At 44.8% G+C, this 20,426-nt stretch carries 29 protein-coding genes and 1 pseudogene; 25 read left to right on the top strand and 5 right to left on the bottom strand.

All coding sequences use genetic code 11. From position 1 onward, the window contains the following. The first annotated feature begins 5 nt into the window (after positions 1–5). The 17 genes from rpmD to rpsI all read left to right on the top strand — a co-directional run bounded on the left by rpmD (position 6) and on the right by rpsI (position 10,732). Positions 6–191, top strand: coding sequence for a 50S ribosomal protein L30 (gene rpmD / locus ODZ53_RS26570; RefSeq protein ID WP_012683995.1), 186 nt, complete (start codon positions 6–8; stop codon positions 189–191). 33 nt (positions 192–224) lie between these two features. Next, complete coding sequence (gene rplO / locus ODZ53_RS26565) at positions 225–665, top strand: 50S ribosomal protein L15 (RefSeq protein ID WP_007716272.1); 441 nt, start codon at positions 225–227, stop codon at positions 663–665. After that, entirely contained in the window at positions 665–1,960 is a 1,296-nt protein-coding gene (gene secY, locus ODZ53_RS26560; protein WP_012683996.1) for a preprotein translocase subunit SecY, read from the top strand. The genes rplO and secY overlap by 1 nt, the downstream gene beginning before the upstream one ends. Before the next feature lie 60 nt (positions 1,961–2,020). Further along, positions 2,021–2,665 (top strand): adenylate kinase, encoded by a 645-nt coding sequence (locus ODZ53_RS26555; protein ID WP_012683997.1) that lies wholly within the window; start codon positions 2,021–2,023, stop codon positions 2,663–2,665. A gap of 6 nt (positions 2,666–2,671) precedes the next feature. Then, on the top strand, positions 2,672–3,418 hold the full coding sequence (gene map, locus ODZ53_RS26550; RefSeq protein ID WP_012683998.1) for a type I methionyl aminopeptidase: 747 nt from the start codon (positions 2,672–2,674) through the stop codon (positions 3,416–3,418). A 118-nt stretch (positions 3,419–3,536) separates the two neighbouring features. Beyond that, positions 3,537–3,755 (top strand): translation initiation factor IF-1, encoded by a 219-nt coding sequence (gene infA / locus ODZ53_RS26545; RefSeq protein WP_003333772.1) that lies wholly within the window; start codon positions 3,537–3,539, stop codon positions 3,753–3,755. 34 nt (positions 3,756–3,789) lie between these two features. Then, positions 3,790–3,903 (top strand): 50S ribosomal protein L36, encoded by a 114-nt coding sequence (gene rpmJ, locus ODZ53_RS26540; RefSeq protein ID WP_003333770.1) that lies wholly within the window; start codon positions 3,790–3,792, stop codon positions 3,901–3,903. Positions 3,904–3,924: 21 nt separating this feature from the next. Continuing rightward, positions 3,925–4,293, top strand: a complete 369-nt coding sequence (gene rpsM / locus ODZ53_RS26535; RefSeq protein ID WP_012683999.1) for a 30S ribosomal protein S13 — start codon at positions 3,925–3,927, stop codon at positions 4,291–4,293. Positions 4,294–4,309: 16 nt separating this feature from the next. Then, on the top strand, positions 4,310–4,711 hold the full coding sequence (rpsK, locus tag ODZ53_RS26530) for a 30S ribosomal protein S11 (protein WP_005828803.1): 402 nt from the start codon (positions 4,310–4,312) through the stop codon (positions 4,709–4,711). A gap of 156 nt (positions 4,712–4,867) precedes the next feature. Next, entirely contained in the window at positions 4,868–5,812 is a 945-nt protein-coding gene (locus ODZ53_RS26525; RefSeq protein ID WP_005828801.1) for a DNA-directed RNA polymerase subunit alpha, read from the top strand. Between the two features lie 56 nt (positions 5,813–5,868). Further along, entirely contained in the window at positions 5,869–6,228 is a 360-nt protein-coding gene (rplQ, locus tag ODZ53_RS26520) for a 50S ribosomal protein L17 (protein ID WP_012684000.1), read from the top strand. 168 nt (positions 6,229–6,396) lie between these two features. Further along, entirely contained in the window at positions 6,397–7,248 is an 852-nt protein-coding gene (locus tag ODZ53_RS26515; protein WP_372681232.1) for an energy-coupling factor transporter ATPase, read from the top strand. Further along, positions 7,224–8,096 (top strand): energy-coupling factor transporter ATPase, encoded by an 873-nt coding sequence (locus ODZ53_RS26510; RefSeq protein WP_372681230.1) that lies wholly within the window; start codon positions 7,224–7,226, stop codon positions 8,094–8,096. The genes ODZ53_RS26515 and ODZ53_RS26510 overlap by 25 nt, the downstream gene beginning before the upstream one ends. Before the next feature lie 2 nt (positions 8,097–8,098). Then, positions 8,099–8,896 carry an energy-coupling factor transporter transmembrane component T family protein gene (locus ODZ53_RS26505; protein ID WP_012684003.1) on the top strand — a complete coding sequence of 266 codons (798 nt, stop codon included), beginning with the start codon at positions 8,099–8,101 and terminating at the stop codon, positions 8,894–8,896. Beyond that, positions 8,893–9,627, top strand: coding sequence for a tRNA pseudouridine(38-40) synthase TruA (truA, locus tag ODZ53_RS26500; protein WP_172143219.1), 735 nt, complete (start codon positions 8,893–8,895; stop codon positions 9,625–9,627). Before ODZ53_RS26505 ends, truA begins: the two co-directional genes overlap by 4 nt. A 254-nt stretch (positions 9,628–9,881) precedes the next feature. Continuing rightward, complete coding sequence (gene rplM / locus ODZ53_RS26495; protein WP_012684005.1) at positions 9,882–10,319, top strand: 50S ribosomal protein L13; 438 nt, start codon at positions 9,882–9,884, stop codon at positions 10,317–10,319. 20 nt (positions 10,320–10,339) lie between these two features. Beyond that, positions 10,340–10,732 (top strand): 30S ribosomal protein S9, encoded by a 393-nt coding sequence (gene rpsI, locus ODZ53_RS26490; protein WP_005828788.1) that lies wholly within the window; start codon positions 10,340–10,342, stop codon positions 10,730–10,732. Positions 10,733–10,836: 104 nt separating this feature from the next. On the opposite strand, the gene ODZ53_RS26485 is transcribed toward rpsI, so the two are convergent. From ODZ53_RS26485 to ODZ53_RS26475, 3 genes are all read right to left on the bottom strand, one after another. Next, on the bottom strand, positions 10,837–11,988 hold the full coding sequence (locus tag ODZ53_RS26485; RefSeq protein ID WP_372681226.1) for a site-specific integrase: 1,152 nt from the start codon (positions 11,986–11,988) through the stop codon (positions 10,837–10,839). Positions 11,989–12,078: 90 nt separating this feature from the next. Next, positions 12,079–12,537 (bottom strand): ImmA/IrrE family metallo-endopeptidase, encoded by a 459-nt coding sequence (locus tag ODZ53_RS26480; RefSeq protein ID WP_372681224.1) that lies wholly within the window; start codon positions 12,535–12,537, stop codon positions 12,079–12,081. A 4-nt stretch (positions 12,538–12,541) separates the two neighbouring features. Next, positions 12,542–12,868 (bottom strand): helix-turn-helix domain-containing protein, encoded by a 327-nt coding sequence (locus ODZ53_RS26475; RefSeq protein ID WP_372681222.1) that lies wholly within the window; start codon positions 12,866–12,868, stop codon positions 12,542–12,544. A gap of 231 nt (positions 12,869–13,099) precedes the next feature. Here ODZ53_RS26475 and ODZ53_RS26470 point away from each other — a divergent pair, with 231 nt between their 5' ends. The 5 genes from ODZ53_RS26470 to ODZ53_RS26450 all read left to right on the top strand — a co-directional run bounded on the left by ODZ53_RS26470 (position 13,100) and on the right by ODZ53_RS26450 (position 15,725). Further along, positions 13,100–13,288, top strand: coding sequence for an XRE family transcriptional regulator (locus ODZ53_RS26470; RefSeq protein WP_260506970.1), 189 nt, complete (start codon positions 13,100–13,102; stop codon positions 13,286–13,288). A 14-nt stretch (positions 13,289–13,302) separates the two neighbouring features. Next, a complete protein-coding gene (locus tag ODZ53_RS26465) occupies positions 13,303–13,644 on the top strand; it encodes a DUF771 domain-containing protein (protein ID WP_372681220.1) in 342 nt (113 codons plus the stop codon). A 44-nt stretch (positions 13,645–13,688) separates the two neighbouring features. After that, entirely contained in the window at positions 13,689–13,925 is a 237-nt protein-coding gene (locus ODZ53_RS26460) for a hypothetical protein (protein WP_372681218.1), read from the top strand. A 325-nt stretch (positions 13,926–14,250) separates the two neighbouring features. Next, positions 14,251–14,613: an HNH endonuclease gene (locus ODZ53_RS26455; RefSeq protein WP_372681216.1), complete on the top strand. Its 363-nt coding sequence runs from the start codon at positions 14,251–14,253 to the stop codon at positions 14,611–14,613. 17 nt (positions 14,614–14,630) lie between these two features. Continuing rightward, positions 14,631–15,725, top strand: a complete 1,095-nt coding sequence (locus tag ODZ53_RS26450) for a replication protein (protein WP_372681214.1) — start codon at positions 14,631–14,633, stop codon at positions 15,723–15,725. A gap of 196 nt (positions 15,726–15,921) precedes the next feature. Here the strand turns inward: ODZ53_RS26450 and ODZ53_RS26445 are convergent, their stop codons facing one another. Together ODZ53_RS26445 and ODZ53_RS26440 are read right to left on the bottom strand one after the other, a co-directional pair. Beyond that, positions 15,922–16,155, bottom strand: a complete 234-nt coding sequence (locus ODZ53_RS26445; protein WP_372681212.1) for a hypothetical protein — start codon at positions 16,153–16,155, stop codon at positions 15,922–15,924. A 279-nt stretch (positions 16,156–16,434) separates the two neighbouring features. Then, positions 16,435–16,947, bottom strand: a complete 513-nt coding sequence (locus ODZ53_RS26440; RefSeq protein WP_372681210.1) for a hypothetical protein — start codon at positions 16,945–16,947, stop codon at positions 16,435–16,437. A gap of 127 nt (positions 16,948–17,074) precedes the next feature. Between ODZ53_RS26440 and ODZ53_RS26435 the strand changes: the two genes are divergently transcribed. The 3 genes and pseudogenes from ODZ53_RS26435 to ODZ53_RS26425 all read left to right on the top strand — a co-directional run. After that, positions 17,075–17,719 (top strand): hypothetical protein, encoded by a 645-nt coding sequence (locus tag ODZ53_RS26435; RefSeq protein ID WP_372681208.1) that lies wholly within the window; start codon positions 17,075–17,077, stop codon positions 17,717–17,719. Between the two features lie 146 nt (positions 17,720–17,865). After that, a complete protein-coding gene (locus tag ODZ53_RS26430; protein WP_372681206.1) occupies positions 17,866–19,125 on the top strand; it encodes a PIN-like domain-containing protein in 1,260 nt (419 codons plus the stop codon). 382 nt (positions 19,126–19,507) lie between these two features. Beyond that, positions 19,508–19,924, top strand: a pseudogene (locus ODZ53_RS26425) (DUF4280 domain-containing protein); the annotation flags it as partial. Positions 19,925–20,426: the final 502 nt, after the last annotated feature.

The raw sequence follows: 20,426 nt of genomic DNA, 5'->3' as shown, positions 1-20,426 counted from the left end.
TGAACATGGCAAAATTGCAAATCACCCTCAAACGCAGCCTGATCGGTCGTACTGTAGATCAGCAAGACACTGTAAAAGCTCTGGGTCTTCGCAAAATCAACTCCACTGTAGTGAAGGAAGATAATCCTGCAATTCGTGGAATGGTTTTCAAAGTGAAGCACTTGGTAGAAGTGAAAGAAGTAGAAGCTTAATTGAACATCTCAATTAGTTAGGAGGTGCAACGTATGAAATTGCATGAACTGCAACCTGCAGAAGGATCCCGTCACACTCGTAAGCGCATCGGTCGCGGTATTGGTAGCGGTACTGGCAAAACTGCTGGTAAAGGTCACAAAGGTCAAAACGCTCGTTCCGGTGGCGGCGTACGCCCTGGTTTCGAGGGTGGTCAAAACCCATTGTACCGTCGTCTGCCTAAGCGTGGTTTCACTAACATCAGCCGCAAAGAATTTGCGATTGTTAGCTTGGACGCGCTGAACCGTTTCGAAGAGGGCACTGTAGTAACACCTGAGCTGTTGAAAGAAACTGGTGTTATCAGCGCGCTGCGCGACGGTGTTAAGGTTCTTGCTAACGGTGAACTGACTGTGAAGCTGACTGTAAAAGCTCACAAGTTCTCCGGAGCTGCTGCTGAGAAGATCGCACAAGTCGGTGGAACAACCGAGGTGATCTAATGTTAGCGTCCTTAACTAACATTTTCAAAATTAGCGACCTTCGTCGCAAAATCCTTTTTACGCTCATGATGCTGGTCGTTTTCCGGATCGGAAGCTATGTGCCAGTTCCTAACGTAAATGTCGCGTTGTTTCAGCAGAATACAAACCAGTTACTGGGCTTGTTGAACACCTTCTCAGGTGGTGCACTGCATAACTTCTCGATTTTTGCCATGGGTATCATGCCGTACATTACGGCATCGATTATCATGCAGCTGATGTCCATGGATGTTGTGCCTAAGCTTACGCAATGGGCTCGTGAAGGGGAAGTTGGTCGTCGCAAGATTGCCACCGTTACCCGTTACGCTACAATTATCCTTGGTTTGATTCAGTCTGTAGGGATGACGATTGGATTCAACAATATGGCGCCTGGTTTGCTAAACGACACGTCGGTTAGCAGCTATGCACTCATTGCGTTGACTTTGACAGCTGGGACCGCATTCATGATGTGGATGGGGGAACAGATTACGGAGAAGGGTATCGGTAACGGGATTTCGATCCTGATCGTTGGTGGGATCGTCGCTAACATTCCGCAAGGGATTACGACGATTTACACAACACAGTTCGCTGACCCATCTCAAAACGTATTCTTCAGCGTCGTCAAAGTTCTGCTTATCCTATTGGTGATCCTCGCCATCATTGTCGGGGTTATCTTTATGCAGCAAGGCCTTCGTAAGATTCCAGTGCAATATGCGAAACGAGTGGTTGGACGAAAAATGTACGGTGGTCAATCTACCCACATTCCGCTGAAAATCAACTCTGCTGGTGTTATTCCTGTTATCTTTGCGGTATCGCTGGTAATGTTCCCGTCAACGATTGCTCAGTTCTGGGTGGATGCATCCGGACAAGGATTTGCTAACTGGATTTATCAGAACTTCCAAGTCAACAAACCATTAGGAATGACGCTTTACGCTATCTTGATTCTCGGATTCACCTACTTCTACACATTCGTACAGATCAACCCTGTACAAATGGCAGAAAACATGAGAAAAAATGGCGGTTACATTCCTGGTATCCGACCTGGTAAAAACACTGAGGTATTCATTACTCGTACATTAAACCGGTTAACATTGGCGGGCGCTTTGTTCTTGATGATTATTGCGATATTGCCATTCTTCTTCGGTAGTCTTGCAAACTTGCCACAATCCATTTACATCGGTGGTACATCGCTGTTGATCGTGGTTGGGGTAAGCTTGGATACAATGAAGCAGATTGAAAGTCAAATGATCAAACGCCACTACCAAGGGTTTATCAAGTAATGACTTAGATGTTTACAGAAAAGCTTTTGTAGCTTTTTTGATGGGACGGAGGGAATGGACGTGAATATAATTCTGATGGGACTGCCTGGAGCCGGTAAAGGGACACAGGCAGAACGTATCGTAAAAGAGTTTGACATCCCGCACATTTCGACTGGCGACATGTTCCGAGCTGCGGTCAAAAACGAAACGCCGCTCGGACTAGAGGCAAAATCCTACATGGATAAAGGTCATCTCGTCCCAGACGAGGTTGTCATTGGTATTGTGCGGGAGCGCCTTTCGATGGATGACTGCGCAAAGGGATTCCTCTTAGATGGTTTTCCGCGCACAGTTCCTCAGGCGGAAGCGTTGACAGCTACAGTAAAAGAGCTGGGACGCGAAATTGACCATGTAATTAACATCAACGTTCAACGCGAGCAATTGATTGAACGTCTGACCGGTCGCTGGATCTGCCCTGTTTGCGGTGCTAGCTATCACACGATGTTCAATCCTCCAAAAGAGGCTGGCGTATGTGATAAAGATGGTGGTAAGCTGTATCAGCGTGAAGACGACAAGATCGAAGTGGTAACACAACGCCTTGACGTGAATATCGCTCAAACACAGCCACTTATCGACTACTACTCCGCACAGGAACTTCTGCGAGATATCGATGGAGAACAAGATATCCAGGTAGTGTTTGCGGAAATTAAGTCTTTGTTGCGAGGGTAATTGCGAATGATTATCCTAAAGTCGAAAGCAGAACTTGAGGTTATGCGCGAAGCTGGTCGTATCGTCGCACTCACCCATCAAGAACTGGCCAAGGCGATCAAGCCTGGTGTCACGACGAAGCAGCTAGACGAAATTGCCGAGACCTTTATTCGAAGCATGGGAGCAATTCCATCGTTTAAAGGCTATGGTGGCTTTCCAGGAAGTATCTGTGCTTCAGTCAATGAAGAACTCGTACACGGGATCCCAGGTAAACGGGCGTTGCAAGAAGGAGACATTATCAGTATCGACATTGGTGCCCAGTTTCAGGGTTATCATGGCGACTCCGCTTGGACGTATCCGGTCGGTAAGATTTCAACAGAAAACCAGAAGCTACTCAGAGTAACGGAAGAGTCGTTGTACAAGGGGCTTGAAAAAGCTGTTCCAGGTGGACGCTTATCCGATATCTCTCATGCGATTCAGGTTCATGCAGAAGCTGCCGACTTCACACTCGTTCGCGAGTATGTGGGGCATGGGATCGGACAAAACTTGCACGAAGATCCGCAGGTTCCTAACTACGGCCCTCCTGATCGAGGACCACGGTTAAAACCAGGCATGGTGTTGGCAATTGAGCCAATGGTAAATGCCGGCGAACGTTATGTCCGCACATTGGAGGACAATTGGACGGTAGTAACAGTGGATCGGAAAACTTGTGCTCATTTTGAACACACCATCGCGATTACGGAAGATGGCTATGAGATTTTTACACGGACATAAAAACGGTAGTTCCGAACGATTCGGGATTGTCGTCCAACGTGTCGACGATAAGTTCGTTGTGTGATCATTTCGCAAAACTCATGGTCCGACTGAAGAGCAGAAGAAAGGAGAGTTTACCATGGCAAAAGATGATGTAATTGAGGTGGAAGGTACGGTAATCGAACCTTTGCCAAACGCTATGTTTCGAGTAGAATTAGAGAATGGACATAAAGTCCTTGCTCACGTCTCTGGAAAAATCCGCATGCACTTTATCCGTATCCTGCCGGGGGATAAAGTAACTGTTGAACTGTCGCCGTACGACTTAACCCGCGGACGTATTACGTACCGCTATAAATAGTAAGCAAAACCCCTAGAAAAGGGAGGCAAGAACCATGAAAGTGAGACCTTCGGTTAAACCGATCTGCGAGAAATGCAAGGTTATCCGTCGCAAAGGTAACGTAATGGTTATTTGTGAAAATCCGAAGCATAAGCAAAAACAAGGGTAAACAAGGAGGTGCTTTTGACACATGGCACGTATTGCAGGCGTAGACTTGCCGCGCGAAAAACGCGTTGAAGTTGCTCTTACCTACATTTTTGGTATTGGCCGCCCCACGTCTCAAAAAATTCTGTCCGCTACTGGCGTAGATATGAACACTCGTGTTCGCGATCTGACAGAAGATGAAGTGAACAAACTTCGTGAGTACATCGACAAAACTGTGAAGGTAGAAGGTGACCTCCGTCGTGAGATCTCCCTCAACATCAAGCGTCTGATGGAAATCGGTTGCTTCCGTGGCATCCGCCATCGTCGTGGACTTCCAGTTCGCGGTCAACGTTCTAAAACAAATGCTCGTACGCGTAAAGGTCCACGCCGTACAGTAGCAAACAAGAAGAAGTAAAGGAGGGTAATCTGACATGGCGAAAAGAAAACAAGCTACAGCAACACGTACCCGTCGTCGTGACCGTAAGAATGTTGAAGTCGGCGTAGCACACATCCGTTCTACTTTCAACAATACGATTGTCACAATCACGGATCCACACGGTAACGCGATCTCTTGGTCCAGTGCTGGTTCCCTCGGCTTCAAAGGCTCCCGTAAAAGCACTCCATTTGCTGCGCAAATGGCTGCTGAAGCGGCTGCACGCGTTGCTATGGAACACGGCATGCGTTCCCTTGAAGTATCGGTAAAAGGCCCAGGTGCAGGTCGTGAAGCTGCGATCCGTTCCCTGCAAGCAACTGGTCTTGAAGTGAACATGATTAAAGACGTGACGCCAATTCCGCACAACGGTTGCCGTCCACCAAAACGTCGCCGCGTGTAACTGGTTTATATCGTTCAGAACATGTCCATACTAGAATGGTAAATTCTGATTTATAGCTTGTCATGCACGCAAACGGTAAACCGCCGGGGAAATTCCTGAGTGGGCACGTATGCGGCCCACCCAAGGATTTCGACGTTTTGAAGGAGGGTTTGTTTAATGATAGAAATAGAAAAACCAAAAATCGAGGTTGTGGAAGTTAGCGACGACAACTCGTATGGAAAGTTTGTTGTAGAACCTCTAGAGCGCGGATACGGAACTACCCTTGGCAACTCGCTGAGACGAATTCTTCTTTCGTCCTTGCCAGGCGCGGCAGTTCGTACTGTTCAAATCGATGGGGTTCTTCACGAATTCTCTACGGTTGAAGGCGTCGTTGAAGATGTAACCGAGATCATCCTGAACATCAAAGGCTTGGCGCTGAAGATCCATTCCGATGAAGAAAAAGTAATCGAGATCGATGCAGAAGGCGAAGGCGTTGTCAAAGCGGGAGATATCCGTGCTGACAGTGATGTGGAGGTCTTAAACCCTGATCTTCATATTGCAACGTTGGCCAATGGCGGTCGTCTGCATATCCGCATGACAGCTGGACGTGGTCGTGGTTATGTTCAATCTGATGGAAACAAATCTGAGGATCTGCCTATTGGTGTGATTCCGATTGATTCGATCTACACGCCGATCAAGCGCGTTAACTATCAAGTGGAAAATACCCGTGTAGGGCAAATGACCAACTATGACAAGTTAACACTTGAGGTTTGGACTAACGGTAGCATCAGTCCGGAAGAAGCCGTGAGTCTCGGCGCAAAAATCATGACGGAGCACCTGAACTTGTTCGTCGGTCTGACTGACGAGGCGAAGGATGCAGAAATCATGGTAGAGAAGGAAGAGGACAAGAAAGAGAAAGTCTTGGAGATGACTATCGAAGAGCTCGATCTTTCTGTTCGTTCCTACAACTGCTTGAAGCGTGCCGGTATTAATACCGTGCAAGAGCTGACGCAGAAGACCGAAGAGGACATGATGAAAGTACGCAATCTGGGGCGCAAATCTCTTGAAGAAGTTCAAGAAAAGTTAGCTGAACTGGGCCTGTCCCTGCGCAGCGACGACTAGAGTAGCAAACCAAGAAGCAAACTTTTGTTCTCTCGATTAAGAGGGAGGTAAACCACATGGCACAACGTAAATTGGGTCGTCGTAGCTCAGCTCGTAAAGCGCTGTTCCGCGACTTGGTAACAGACCTGATCATCAACGAGCGCATCGAAACTACAGAGATGAAGGCGAAAGAATTGCGCCCAATCGCTGAAAAAATGATCACGCTCGCGAAACGTGGCGATCTGCATGCTCGCCGTCAAGTTGCTGCTTTCGTTCGTAAAGAAGTTGCGAATGCTGAAGGCCGCGATGCTGTTCAAAAACTGTTCGATGAAATCGCTCCTCGCTTCAAAGAGCGCAACGGTGGATACACTCGTATCCTGAAAGCCGGCCCTCGCCGTGGCGACGCTGCTCCAATGGCGTACATCGAATTCGTTTAATACATGTAAACTGGTCATTTACTCAGGTTGTAAGCCTGGTAGATTACCGCGAAAAGGGTGGGGGCAGATCTGGTCATAGGCTGGACTCTGATTCAACCCTTTTTTCCTTTCTCTTCGAAATCCTGCTAGTCAGTTCCCTGTGAAGGCTGGGGAGGTTGTGAATGCCTCATGAATGAAGATAACCTGCTGGCATTGCGAGATGTTTCTTATACCTACGATGGTGAGGATGGCCAACGGGTTCTGGTATTACAAGGTGTTGACCTTACCATTCAAAAAGGTTCCTTTGTATCCGTATTGGGTCACAACGGTTCCGGCAAATCAACGATGGCAAAGCTGATGAATGCTCTGTTACTTCCAGAAGGCGGCACAGTACTTATCAGTGGAATGGATACGAAAGATGGGGAGCAGCTTTGGGAAATTCGACGACATGTTGGCATGGTCTTTCAGAATCCGGACAATCAGATTGTTGGGGCCACTGTGGAAGATGATGTCGCCTTTGGCCTAGAGAACATGGGTGTGGACCCCAAAGAGATGCGAGATCGTATCGATGAGGCGCTCGTTTCTGTAGGGATGGAGTCTTATTTACAAGCACAACCACATCGTCTGTCTGGTGGTCAAAAGCAACGAGTGGCGATTGCAGGGATTATGGCAATGCGTCCTTCTGTCATCATTTTGGATGAAGCGACAGCGATGCTTGATCCACAAGGGAGAATGGAAGTGCTGAATCTGGCTCGTCAACTGAACCGTGATGAGGGACTCACGATCATAAACATCACCCACTTTCCGGAAGAAGCCATCTATTCGGATAAGGTCATCGTCATGAATGCGGGTGAAGTCCTGATGGAAGGTAAGCCGAGTGAAGTGTTTAATGAGGTAGATCGTTTGAAACAGGTGGGACTGGATGTGCCATTTGCCGTACGACTGCGACATGCACTTCAGTCCAAAGGGATTGATTTACCGTTTGTCCTGCATCAAGAGGAGCTGGTGGAGCACGTATGCAAATTACTTTTGACCAAGTAAGCCATATCTACGCAAAGGGAACACCGTTCGAGCGAGTTGCCTTACACAATATTTCGCTGACGATTCCATCCGGTTCGTTTGTCGGAATTATTGGCCACACGGGCTCAGGTAAGTCAACGCTGATTCAGCACTTGAACGGGTTGCTGATGCCTAGTTCAGGGCAGATTACCCTGGGTGATGCGGTCATTACTCCAAAGCGGCGATTACCCCATGCTCAGAGGCGCGATATTGGGCTCGTCTTTCAATATCCTGAACATCAGTTGTTTGAAGAAACGGTTGCGAAGGATGTTGCTTTTGGACCGCTCAATTTTGACTTGCCAACGGAAATGGTGGAAGCGCGCGTAAAGGAGTCCCTTGAAATTGTTGGCCTGGATTATGCCACGATCAAGGATCGTTCGCCATTTCATTTGAGTGGCGGACAAATGCGACGTGTTGCTTTGGCTGGTGTTCTTGCCATGCAGCCGAAGGTTCTGGTATTGGATGAACCAACTGCGGGTCTTGATCCTGCGGGACGAGTCACGATTCTTGAAGGGATCTACCGGATTCATCGGGAACAAAACCTCACGACACTATTGGTTACGCACAGCATGGAAGAGGCAGCCCGCTATGCAGACTATTTGCTTGTGATGGCACAAGGTCAAGTAGCTTTGCAGGGGAAGCCGGAGGAAGTATTCATGCATGTGGATCGTCTCCGAGAGCTGTCTTTGGATGTACCGGAAACGGTGGCTCTCGTATCGCAAATGAATCAAAAGCTGCCGGACAAGGCTAGTCTGCCGAGCTCCCTTTATCGGGAGGAAGAGCTGATTGCCCATCTGCTGGAACGACTGTCCGTACCAAAGGAGGGCTAGGCATGCTGCAGAATATCGCAATTGGTCAATACGTACCAGGGCAATCTTTTTTACATCGTGCAGATCCGCGAAGCAAGCTTCTCTTCATCATCCTTTTTGCTACCTTGATTTTTCTGGCTAACAATACGGTTACGTACGCCATACTCATTGGTTTTACCTTGTATGCTGCACTTCTTTCTAGGCTTTCCTTGTCCTATATATTAAAAAGCTTAAAACCTGTCTGGATCCTGATTTTGTTTACCGTAGTCTTGCATATTTTTATCACAAAAGGCGGAACGGTTTACTTTCAGTGGGGATGGTTTACAGTAGAAGAACAGGGAGTTCGCCAGGCGATCTTCATTTCTTTGCGGTTGGGACTTTTGATTCTCATTAGCTCCCTACTAACACTGACAACCTCTCCAATCGATTTGACGGAGGGTTTGGAGCGTTTACTAGGACCACTAGGGAAGATCGGCATACCGGTTCATGATATAGCCCTGATGATGTCTATTGCACTCCGGTTCATTCCGACCCTGATGGAAGAAACGGATAAAATCATCAAGGCGCAGACCGCCAGAGGAGCCAATTTCACCAGTGGAAGTCTCGTGCGCAGAGCCAAGAACCTGATTCCGATCGCTATCCCATTGTTCGTTAGTGCGTTTCGGCGTGCTGAAGAACTGGCTTTGGCGATGGAAGCGCGTGGCTATCGCGGGGGAGTGGGGAGAACGAGGCTGAATAAGCTGACGTTCACTTGGCGTGATGGAATCGTAGCTGTTGTGAGTGTGATCTTGGTAATCGTGATTGGATGGTGGCGTACATGAAGCGACTGCGATGTGTATTGGCATATGACGGAACTGACTTCAGCGGTTTTCAGGTACAGCCAGATCAAGTAACGGTCCAGGGGGAAATTGAAGCCGCATTGAATCGGGTTACCGGAGAGGATATCCAAGTCTTCGGTTCAGGCCGGACAGATGCGGGTGTTCATGCACGCGGTCAAGTGATTCACTTTGACACGTCCAGCAACATTCCGATGGATAAATGGCGGTTTGTGTTGAACAATCAATTGCCTGATTCTATTGTCATTCGGACAGTCGAAGAGGTCGATGCCTCTTTTCATGCGCGTTTTGATGTGCAAGTAAAAGAATATCGATATTGTATCGACAACAATCCAGTGGCAGATGTATTCCGGCATCGTTACGCTGACCATGTCCGGTTTCCGTTAGATGTAGACGCAATGCAGCAGGCTGCTCATTATTTGGTGGGTGAACATGATTTTACTTCCTTTTGCTCGGCAAAGACATACGTCGAGGACAAGGTTCGGACTGTGTACGGGCTCTCCGTGGAAAAAATCGGAGACGAGGTATGGGTGACATGCCGAGGCAACGGTTTTTTGTACAACATGGTTCGAATTATTGTGGGGACTTTGGTTGAAGTAGGGCAAGGAAAAAGAAACCCTGCTGAACTGAGGGAAATCCTCGCCGCATGTGATCGGGAAAAGGCAGGTAAGACAGCACCAGCCAAGGGTCTGACCATGTGGGAAGTTGTCTACTAGTTTTCAGATTTCCAACTATTAGACGCACGAGCAGCACTTGACTATGGAGCGTCTATGTAGTACGATATTCCTTGGTATTTTAACCCCGCCTAGCCCCACTCTAGCCCCGGGATTGAAAGACAAGATCGTGATTACATGGAACACCTGGAAGAGTTGCTCACCCGTAACAGCAATTATCTTCCATTGCAAGTTTCGGTTGTTTTGGTTATAAGTAGATGGAAATGTGTTAGGTAAGATATTTAGGAGGGACAAAAATGCGTACCACATATATGGCGAAACCGCTCGAAGTTGAGCGTAAATGGTACATCGTTGACGCTGAAGGCCAAACGCTGGGTCGTCTGGCGAGCGAAGTAGCTTCTATCCTGCGCGGAAAATTGAAACCAGAATTCACTCCTCACGTTGACGCTGGCGATTTCGTAATCGTAATCAACGCTGACAAAGTGAAATTGACTGGTAACAAACTGAATGACAAAATTTACTACACTCACTCCCTGTATCCAGGTGGTTTGAAAAAAACCACTGCTGGCGCAATGCTGAACAAGCGACCAGATCGTATGTTCGAACTGGCGGTAAAAGGCATGCTGCCTAAAAACAGCCTGGGACGTCAAATGTTCACCAAGCTGAAAGTATACGCTGGAACTGAGCATCCACACGCAGCACAAAAACCAGAAGTTTGGCAAATTCGCGGTTAAGGTAAAGGGAGGAAATATACGTGGCACAAGTACAATACTACGGTACAGGTCGTCGTAAGCACTCCGTAGCACGCGTTCGCCTGGTTCCAGGTGAAGGTCGCATCGTGATCAACAAGCGTGAAATGGATACTTACTTTGGTTTGGAAACACTGAAATTGATCGTAAAACAACCACTCGTTCTGACTGAAACTCTCGGTCGTTACGATGTATTGGTTAACGTAAACGGCGGCGGAACCACTGGTCAAGCTGGTGCAATCCGTCACGGCGTTGCTCGCGCTCTGCTGAAAGCAGATCCGGAACTGCGCGGCGCTCTGAAACGCGCTGGCTTCCTGACTCGCGACCCTCGTATGAAAGAGCGTAAGAAATACGGCTTGAAAGCAGCTCGTCGCGCACCTCAGTTCTCCAAGCGCTAAGAAGCTTGCTATATCAAGGTTTATCGCCCTTGGCCTTCATTGGTCAGGGGCTTTAATTTTTCCCCCGAATGAGCCGTGACCATATTTTGACTATATTTGTTTGGTCATAGCTCCATGAACTTCTCAAATCGGGATGCAGTTTGCTCTTTGACCGTTCGGGTAACGTGGGTGTAGATGTTCATAGTCATTTTGATATCGGAATGACCGAGGCGCTCCTGAACTTCCTTGATGCTGGCACCAGCTTCAAATAAAAGGGAGGCGTGAGTGTGTCGTAAGCCGTGGACTGTAATTGGATGAAGATTGTTTGATTTAGTAATCTCATCTAATTTGTCATTTGGATATGCGAGTCGTAGCGGGGACCCATCTTCACGAGTAAAAACCATTTCATTATCTTTTGAATGGAGATGTACAACCGAAGCTCCAGATTGCCCTGTACGGTATTTTTTGAGTAACCCTGCCGTTGTGTCATCCATGCTGATAAAACGTCTAGAAGCGGCTGTTTTGGACGTCAGAGATACATACTTCCCTTTTTCATAGAACAAAGTTTTGTTGAAATGAATGGTTTTTGCTTTAAAATCGATGTCGCTCCAGCGCAAGGCCAGAACTTCCCCTTTACGTCCGCCAGTGTAAATTAGGAGATGGAACATTAAGTAATCCCGCATTGTACACTCTCTCTTAGCAAACTCTAAAAATTCTTTAATCTCGTGTTTCTCCCAGTAATTACGTTCTGGTTCATCTTCGTTTACAATAAACTCCTCGTCTTTCTTCGGAATGATCACTCCTTTTAACGGATTGTTTACAAGGATTTCTTTAGTGATCGCATACTCAAATATTTGATTCGCATACATTTTCATGTTGTCGACCGATTTAATTTCTTCAGCAACCTTATTAATCACATCTTGGCAATAAGCTCTACTGATGTCCTTCATTTTTAATTTTCTAAAGTGGGGGAGAATGCGCTTGTTGAATTTGGATAGTACGGCTTTTCTAGTGCTGGGTTTATAGGTGCTTGAAATCGTCTCAAACCACTGTTTAAAGACTTGTTCAAAGGTAACGCTGCTCTTGTCCTCTGTAATGAACGTTCCTTCTGCGAGCTGCTGTTCTGTGCGAGCTGCATCTAATTGCGCCTCTTTCTTCGTTTTGAAACCTCTTTTTGTAGACGGCTTCTTCTTACCTGTTTCCGGATCGATTGTAGAGTAATACTTGTACATCCATCTAACGCCATCTTTTGTTGTGTACTTTTGAAAACTTGCCATCGCCTGCTACTCCTTCCATACATCCAGAATGAGAACGTTAGTTCGGTTTGGTTTGTATGATAAACAGCCTTGCGGCTGGAAAGCGCAAAGTTAAAAAAGTTCTGCTACACCCAATGGCTCAAAAGTAACTATAGAATTACCGACTATTACATGAGTTCCGTATTTTTCAATGTATCTGTTTAAAGCGGATTCAAGAAAGTCTTCTGTTACTCCAAGATAATCCGCAAGTTCGTATCGGTTTCTAACTCCATGTTTATGGGCTTGGACAAATGCACTGAGAGGAATAAGTTTTTCATATCCCCAGGTTCTTGCTCTTTTCTCTTGTTTCCGATTCACAATTTTTGATTGATCTAAGATATCTCCAGATGAAGTAAAGTAATGGCCTAACTCCTCAGCGAGTACACAAAGCTTTTCAATGCTTGTTGGGATAAATTTATTTATGCCAATAATATTGTCGCTATACAATCCTTTAATTCTTGGTGTTAAAGGCATTTCATAGATGTCTATTCCTAGTTGGATTGCCTCCTGGTAGAGCTCCTCGTAGGTCATTCTGTCACTCCTGTTGCTTTCTCTTTAGTTTCACGAATTCTTTAAACCGCTCAATTTCTTCAAGTTCTTCATCAGTCCAATCTTCCCCATCATGGTGGGCAGCAATGGTATGAACATCAACGACTTTATTTGATGCCATATTATCTAATTCATCGACTGTAATTCCTAAGGCACGGCATACCTTTATCACGTTATCAATAGATGCTCGACCAACCCCACGGCTCAACATTGATTGGAGTGTTGTTGGCGGCAATCCAATCTCCTCAGCAAAAGCTCTCCTGCTTCCACGCTTATCTATCAATTCCGATAATATTTCAGCCTTTCTATCCACTTTACTTACACCTCACAGAATTAGTCTATTCGATGAACGCTTTTCCGTATATTACAACAAAAAATACGCATTGTAAAGTTGGTGTGTACGTTTTTGCGTTCAAAAATAGCGGTTTAATATTGACAATGAACGCAATAACGTTTATTATCTGGAACAAGACGAACGCAATTGCGTTCAGTGTACAGGGGCAGGGGGTGAACAGAGGTGCGATACAACAACCTGCGGGCTGAGATGGCGAGACGGGGAATCACAATACGTCAATTAGCTGAATCACTTGGAGTTCGATTTGCAACTATTAGCGATAAGCTAAATGGAAAATCACGCTTTTTTTGTGATGAGGCTTTTCACATCAAACGAAATTTCTTTCCGGATTGCTCATTTGAGTATTTGTTTGATAAGGACGAACAATACACCGCCTGAAAGGTGACGGAGGAATGAAAGGAGTGGAGAGTTTGGGTCATCCTTCTGCAATCACTGTATCGATTGACGATCAATTCATTCGTCAACTTGTTGAAGAGAAGGTTAAGAGTGCTTTAGATGAGAGTGGAACTGGAAGCTGGTGGGATTTGAAGCGTCTTGAAGCAGAAACTTGCAGAAAACGTGACTGGCTTATCGAAAACATTCTGCTGAATCCAGAGTTTAAGGAAGAAATGGCAGAAATATCGAATGGACGTGAAAGCGGCAGGTGGATGTTTCGGGCAAAAGAAATGCAGGCGTTCTTAGATCGACATTTTCATTACCTGAACAGGCGTGCCTCTCAAAAAACTATTGCTTAGTGTGGTTTAGGCTGACAGGCCCGAGAGGAGGTGAATAAAGGATAATGCATGAAGGCGTCAAGGAAACGTTGAATGGGGTAGATGAGGAGCAGCTTTCGATGATCGTTTCTGCTCTCGAGGAAACAGCTAGAGTCTATGAGCAGCAAGGAATGATCATGGTAGCACTCAAAATGCGAATTACTGCTGAAAAAGTTATGGAAATTAAAAAAGCTCGAGAGTCCAAACAAGCAGCAAGTATCCTCAGGCGATTTATGAAAAAAGAAAAACCCACCTGCTGCTAACAGATGGGGTAATACAGTCATTTCCATTCATCTTGGCGGATAGGGAAAATGACAGCCGAATCAACGGAGGACAAGCCTCGCTCTAAATATTATAGCGAATGTTGCAAAAATGTATACATAAAAGTCTGTCCTCCAGCAAAAGGAGAGGGATGAGCGATAGATCATAAAGAGAAATGGTTTCTACTACCTGATTTATATCGCACGCTAGGTGATTCGAAGACATTGAAACGATATGCTACTGCCTATATGCGGATTAGATATCCAAAGTGGAAGCCCATCAAATTGAGCCAGTATCGCGTGTTAGCGCAAAGGCAGGGTGACAACGATGGGAATGTTTGATGAGGTACGCAAGGTGCCAAAGCCAAAACACAAGCGACGGGTTAAGAAGCAGAAAGATCGTGGAAAGGTTACTCCGGCAGTATTAGCGGAAGTATGGGAGCGGGACAACGGGCAATGTGTTATGTGTGGAAAATATTCGTTCCAGGTTTGGACGCTGGAGGGCCATCATATCGTCTTTCGTAGCCAAGGTGGAACTGGTGATCCATGGAATGTAGCGTTGGCGTGCGGGCCAGTTACACAGTCGGGAACCTGCCATTGGAAAGCTCATAACACGAGAGAGGGCCGTCTAGCTTTTGAGACTTATCAGCAAAAAGTGCTCCTCCCGCTGTACAACACAGGCATTTCATAAAAAGGAGGTAGCGGTTAATGGTTAACCCACAACCTACGGATGCACACCTTAGAATAGCCCATACACTTTTTGAAGAAATCGCGATGCGGGATTTCTCTAAGCGCCAGAGAAGCATGATTGATTTAGTTCTACGGTTGAGTTGGGGATGCGGTAAAAAGGCTTGGATGTATGATAGTTACGCTGACTTTGAAGCCGTGGGTGTATATCGGAACGTTGTAAGCGAAGAGCTACAGCATTTGGAAGCGAACGGAATCATCAAGTGGTTTCCTGAGTATCGAATCATTATGTTCAATAAGCGCTTTGAAGAATGGATGATCGCTCGTAAGAAAAAAGCGTCTTCGGAACACCTGAAAAAGCTGGTAAACAACAGCTTACAAAATATTGAAGTAACCAATGTTTTATTGTCGACACTACTCCAAAATATTGAGACAAACAATGAATCATTGTCGGAATCAATAAAAAATATGACGGACGACAATGAAAAATATGATGGGGATAACTCTCCAATCCCTTGCGGCTCTAAGGATGGAGAGGGGTCTAAAGAAAGTCTTTTAAATAAATCTTTTAAAATATCTTCTTCTACGAATGAGATACCTACCGGGATCGGCATAAATGAAACTGTTCTGGAAGAAGACCTAAGTGAAACGGAGCTGGCTTTCCAGAGAGTAGAAGAAAAGATGATCACGAAAACAGGTCAGATGTACTACCTCAAAGGCGACGAACCTAAAAATATTCAGACCTTTATCGTCAGTGGAGGAACAACGGACATGCTCCTTGCTGCAATAGACGAAGCATTCGAGCAGTACCAGCCGCGTCATCCAAAGGATAAGATTACATCGGTTAACTACTGCTTAACGTTTGCTTGGAAGAAACTCGAACGAAACAGGGCCATCGAGAGCGGTAAGGCTGCACAGCCTATGCCTGAACGAAATCAGACTCGGTCATGGAAAAGACGAAATAATGTCGTTCCCATGGTGGACAAGCTGCCTGAAAGTGTTCAATGGCAAATGCAGCAAGAGAGAGCAGGGGCCAAACAAACTCAGGAAGCTAAAAACATCACTGATTACCCGGACATGCTTGAACGACTCCAGCGATTGAGATCAAGAGCATGAACGAGAAGGAGAGTTTGGAAGATGAATAGATTGGCACGCACCCCAAATAGATACGGTACAGAAATGCGGGCGCGGAAAAGAGCTGAGGCAGCACAGTCTGTTGTAAGCGAGTGCATCACAAGGCCAATGAGGCCAGAGGAACGAGCTTGGATGGACTCGCTTCCGAAAACCAACTCAAAGCAGCGGGTTATTGGAGCTAATCTTTGTATGCAAAAGGATCAGGGTAGCGTATCCCGTCCCTGCCGAAAAGCTCACGAACAACGGCGTAAACGCGAACGTTGAGGTCTGGAAAAACAATAGCAATGTGATTCAGGGGAATATTTAATTGCTTCGACTGCACCAACGCGAACGGAATAAAACGTTCGGATAAGACCCTAACAAGTGCATTCGCTTCGGACCAAGTAACGGCATAGTAAAACGACCTTTCCACACGACAACACTCCTTTTTCTAGGAGCGTAACGTGGGAGGATAGGACAAAAAAAGTAGGGAACACAAGCTCAATTATGAACGTCACTTAATGCGGATCTTCTTTGCCAAGAATCAATCCTACGAGATTACCGATAAATTCGAACACAAAGATTATTAGTTCCACTGGCTTCATACTCCAATTACTCATCTTGTATTTAAATACGAATGTTACAGAAATTGGTTTCAATGCATCTTCACAGCAAATTGCTCAGAATGTAATATTGCAGAAAAAACAGCCCACTAGGGCTGTTGAGAATCAGGTTTAAAAGAAAACGAATTTTTCCAAGTTCGTGTAACATTAATGCCATTAACTTTGCTTCCGTAATCCTGTTTTATTTCCCAATATACATTGATTTCGAGTTCTTTAGCATCCAAGCCTATAGGGAAGTTTTGATGTACAGTCATTCCTTCACCATTGAGGAATTCGCTCTTAACTGGCACTGAAAACAATCGTAATTTAGTTTGTTCATCAGGCAAAGCCTTATATGCCTCTACTCTTACGTTGTATACTGTTTCACCTATATTTTTAATCGATAAACTGTACACATCATACTTCTGTAAAACAGGTTTTATTGCACGACCGTCCAAATTAGCTTGTCCGATTGTTACAGACCATTGATTTCCACTTTTTGAAGTCGGCACCTTGAACAAATGATTAACAGGTTTGCTTTCGGGCTCCAAGGCATCGGATAGATTGGTTGGTACTACCAGTAAACAGAATACCAATACTAAGCTGAAAATCCACTTAAACATCTTTATCTCCTCCATTTAAAAATGATCCAACTTATTATGCCTTAAATTAACAGAATCAATATTGAGTGAGGGAGTATTGTCAAAGAGTTTTACAAAATACTTCACAAGAAAAGGGTAGGCGGTGTAGGTGAACGATAAACTGATCGAACGTGTTTGCGAAAAATGTCCCGCTACTCAATGGGGCAAGAAATCGATCTGTAGTGTACACAACCTCCACGTTGGTAAGATCGAAACCTGCCCGGAGTGGGACAATTACATCATAGAGAATCAAGGGTTGCTTGATCGGAGCGGGCAGCTCGCCTATATCAATCTTGAACCAGCTCTTGAAGTCGTGCAAAAGGTAGAGGAAGAAATCAAGGATTACCATTGGATGGTTAAAGAGGTTGAGCGTCTTAGGAAGGAAATAGACAAGGCGATATCTTCGAATCCGTTGATACAAGAAAAACTGGTCGCTACCTATGGCGATGCAGCAGGTATGCCGAGCGGGAAAGGCTTACGCCTCTCCACCTTAACTATTCCGGAAGAGCGGTACGAAAAGCGTATCGAGCGAATGAAAAGCCTTGAAAACAAGGTGCGCCAGATTAATGATTTCGCAATCGAGTTAGGTGACAGCAAGCATCGGACGGTCTTGGAATGCATGATGGATGGAATGCGTATGAATAGCATTGCAAGGCATGTAGGAGTTTCCCGGCAACGATTGAACGAGATCAAGCGGGACATCGTGAATCGATTGGCAAGGGAGCTGTACAGTGAGGAATTGTTTGGTTCTTAAAAGATTTAGTCAAATACGAAGAGATCATGGACACTTAGCTACTCGGGTCGGAACCGGGTAGCTATTTTATTTTGAAAAGGAAAGCTCATAGGGTTTTACACTTTAATGTCGAAAGAACAAAATAGAAAATTTTGGGGGTTGGCAAAATGAGGACATCTTTTCCGGGATATTACAAACCAAGTGAAGCGGAGCTTCAAGATGCATGGAAGGACTGTCTAATTGTTCTAGATGCAAATGTTATGTTAAATCTCTACAGATATACTGACTCTACTAGGGAGACCTTGTTAAAAGTTATTGAGCTTCACGCAGATAAAATTTGGATTCCGCATCAAGTTGCGTTTGAATTTCATTTTAATAGAATTACTGTGATTGACCAACAATTTAAAGCATATGACAAGGTAAGGGGAATTGTTGCAGCAATACCAAATTCAATTGCTGGAGAATTAGGTAAGTTTTCAAAACATCCAATCATCGATACCAAGGAAATCATCTCAAGTATATCTGAAATTACTGAAAAAATTTCAGGCCAAGTAATCAGCCAAAAAGGAGATCATCCAAATTTATTGAATAACGATCTTTTAGGTGAAGCATTAACTAATATTCTCCAAGAAAAGGTGGGAGAACCCTTTAATCAAGAACAACTGAATGATATATACAAAGAGGGTGCTCTTCGATATGAAAGAGAGATACCGCCTGGATACAAGGATAACAAAAAACAAGAAGTGAAATATTTCAGGGACTTAGTGATTGAAAGTAAATTTGGGGATTTGATCGTTTGGAAGCAAATAATACAAAAAGCACTAGAAGTGAAGAAACCAATAATATTGGTAACAGATGATATAAAAGAGGATTGGTGGCAGAGGTTAGGTGGTATAACTCTTGGCCCTAGACCAGAGTTGGTTGATGAAATGATGGTTACCACTGGTAATAAATTTTACATGTATCAGACGGATAAGTTTATTGAGGTAGCTGAAAAACAATTAGATGAGGGAAGTAGCCAAGCTATAGAAGAAGTTCGAGCAATGCGAGAATTTGACGAGACAAATGAAGTGGAATTGGATACAATTGTTTTCGAAACAAAACATCAGATGAATATAGGACACAACAATTTCAATTCATTGAAGGAAGAAGCGCATTTAAAGGAAATGCAAATAGTACATCTCTTAGAAGCAATGCACGATATGCAAAAACAGATAAACATTTTCGAACGAACATTCAAAGATATGAATGAAACAATGAATAACGACTCAAACTTAGCGTGTGATTCAGAATACTTAAATACTATTGATAAGATTAAATCGCAAATTTCTGACCGTAAATTAGACCTTCGTATTTTAAAGAATAGAATACTCGATCTTGAAATAGAATTAGCAGACATCAGAATGAAAATGAATGAAAACCAATAAATGTTATGGATCAAATCTTTAAACTAGGGAAAATACATTCAGCATATGAATCAGATTTAATTCATCTATTCGTTAAACGAATGGAGATTGACACATCTGACGTATTTTGAAAAAGAATCGAAAAACGCTCCATACTAAGGCTGCGCACGATGAATAAGCCGCTCGGGTAAATAACCGGGTGGCTTTTTTTGATAGTTCTAAATACCTATAAACGTATTTAGATATTTGTGTATTTATATCTATTCTTGATGGCTGTTCCACATCCGATACTTCATTATGTGGGCATTATTTCCTTTTTATATATGGATTGGATATCAAACATATCGATCAACATGAGCATCTCCCATCTGTATGGAAACCTTTACAGAGAGGAGGAGACTGTTTGCCCAATATTGAAGGTATCAATATCCAGCAGTCAAGTGCCGAACGCAAGAGCTACGTAGTTGTCGGCGCTATTTTATCATGCAGCAGCGGAAGTAAACAAAGTCGGCTGAAAATGCCGTTCAGCCATGGTGTTTTTGTAAAAGGAAAGCCGCAAATGAACATCATGGATTTTGTTCCCAACGTAAATATCATGCCATTCGGAAAGTGCAGCAGCTTACAAAATCCCACAGTCGCTTCTGCCACAGCAGCCAACAATGGTGTACTTAAACCAATGCCGTGCACACCTCTAACAACAATGCCATGGATAGATGGGAAAGCGGACAAAATGGTCGGTGGTCATCCGGCATTGCTTAATAAATCAACAAATATGTGTTTCTATTGTGGGCAGATCAAGATTGAAGATGACGGGCAGGATTTGGGTGGTGTGACGATAGGAAATCAGTCGTCAGCAAATAGCGGGCCGTCTGCTGCTGGTTTTGGACAAGGACCAGCTTGCGAAAAGCCGCAGGAAAAACCAAGCATGTTGGATGACTTCATCAAAGGAATCTCGATGCTGGGAGACGTTCCTGCTGCGATGAAAAAAGCGGCGAGTGAGTTGCCAGGCGCTTTGGAGAAAGCAGCAAATGATTTGCCGAAGGGTGTTGGAGTGTTTGTAAGAGAAGGCTATATCGAGCCAATACAAGAAGACATAGATACATTGCGGGATGATAAAATCGATCTCGCGGATGGAATTGCAATCAGTGGGCTTGCCTTGGGTGTACTAACGCTGGGGGGAAGTAAAAGAATTAAGAATTTATTGGATGCGGCAAGGAAGGGAAAGAAGGGGACGAGTGATATTCGTCAGATTTCTTCTGGAGGGTTAAGAAACGAACAGGAATTAACCGATGCTCAAAAAAGCGATTTGATTGAATATGCAA

The sequence above is a fragment of the Brevibacillus sp. BD137 genome (assembly GCF_041644655.1).
GTDB lineage: Bacteria > Bacillota > Bacilli > Brevibacillales > Brevibacillaceae > Brevibacillus > Brevibacillus brevis_D.
Note: the sequence above shows the minus strand (reverse complement) of the source record. Positions and strands in the feature narration are given on the sequence as shown.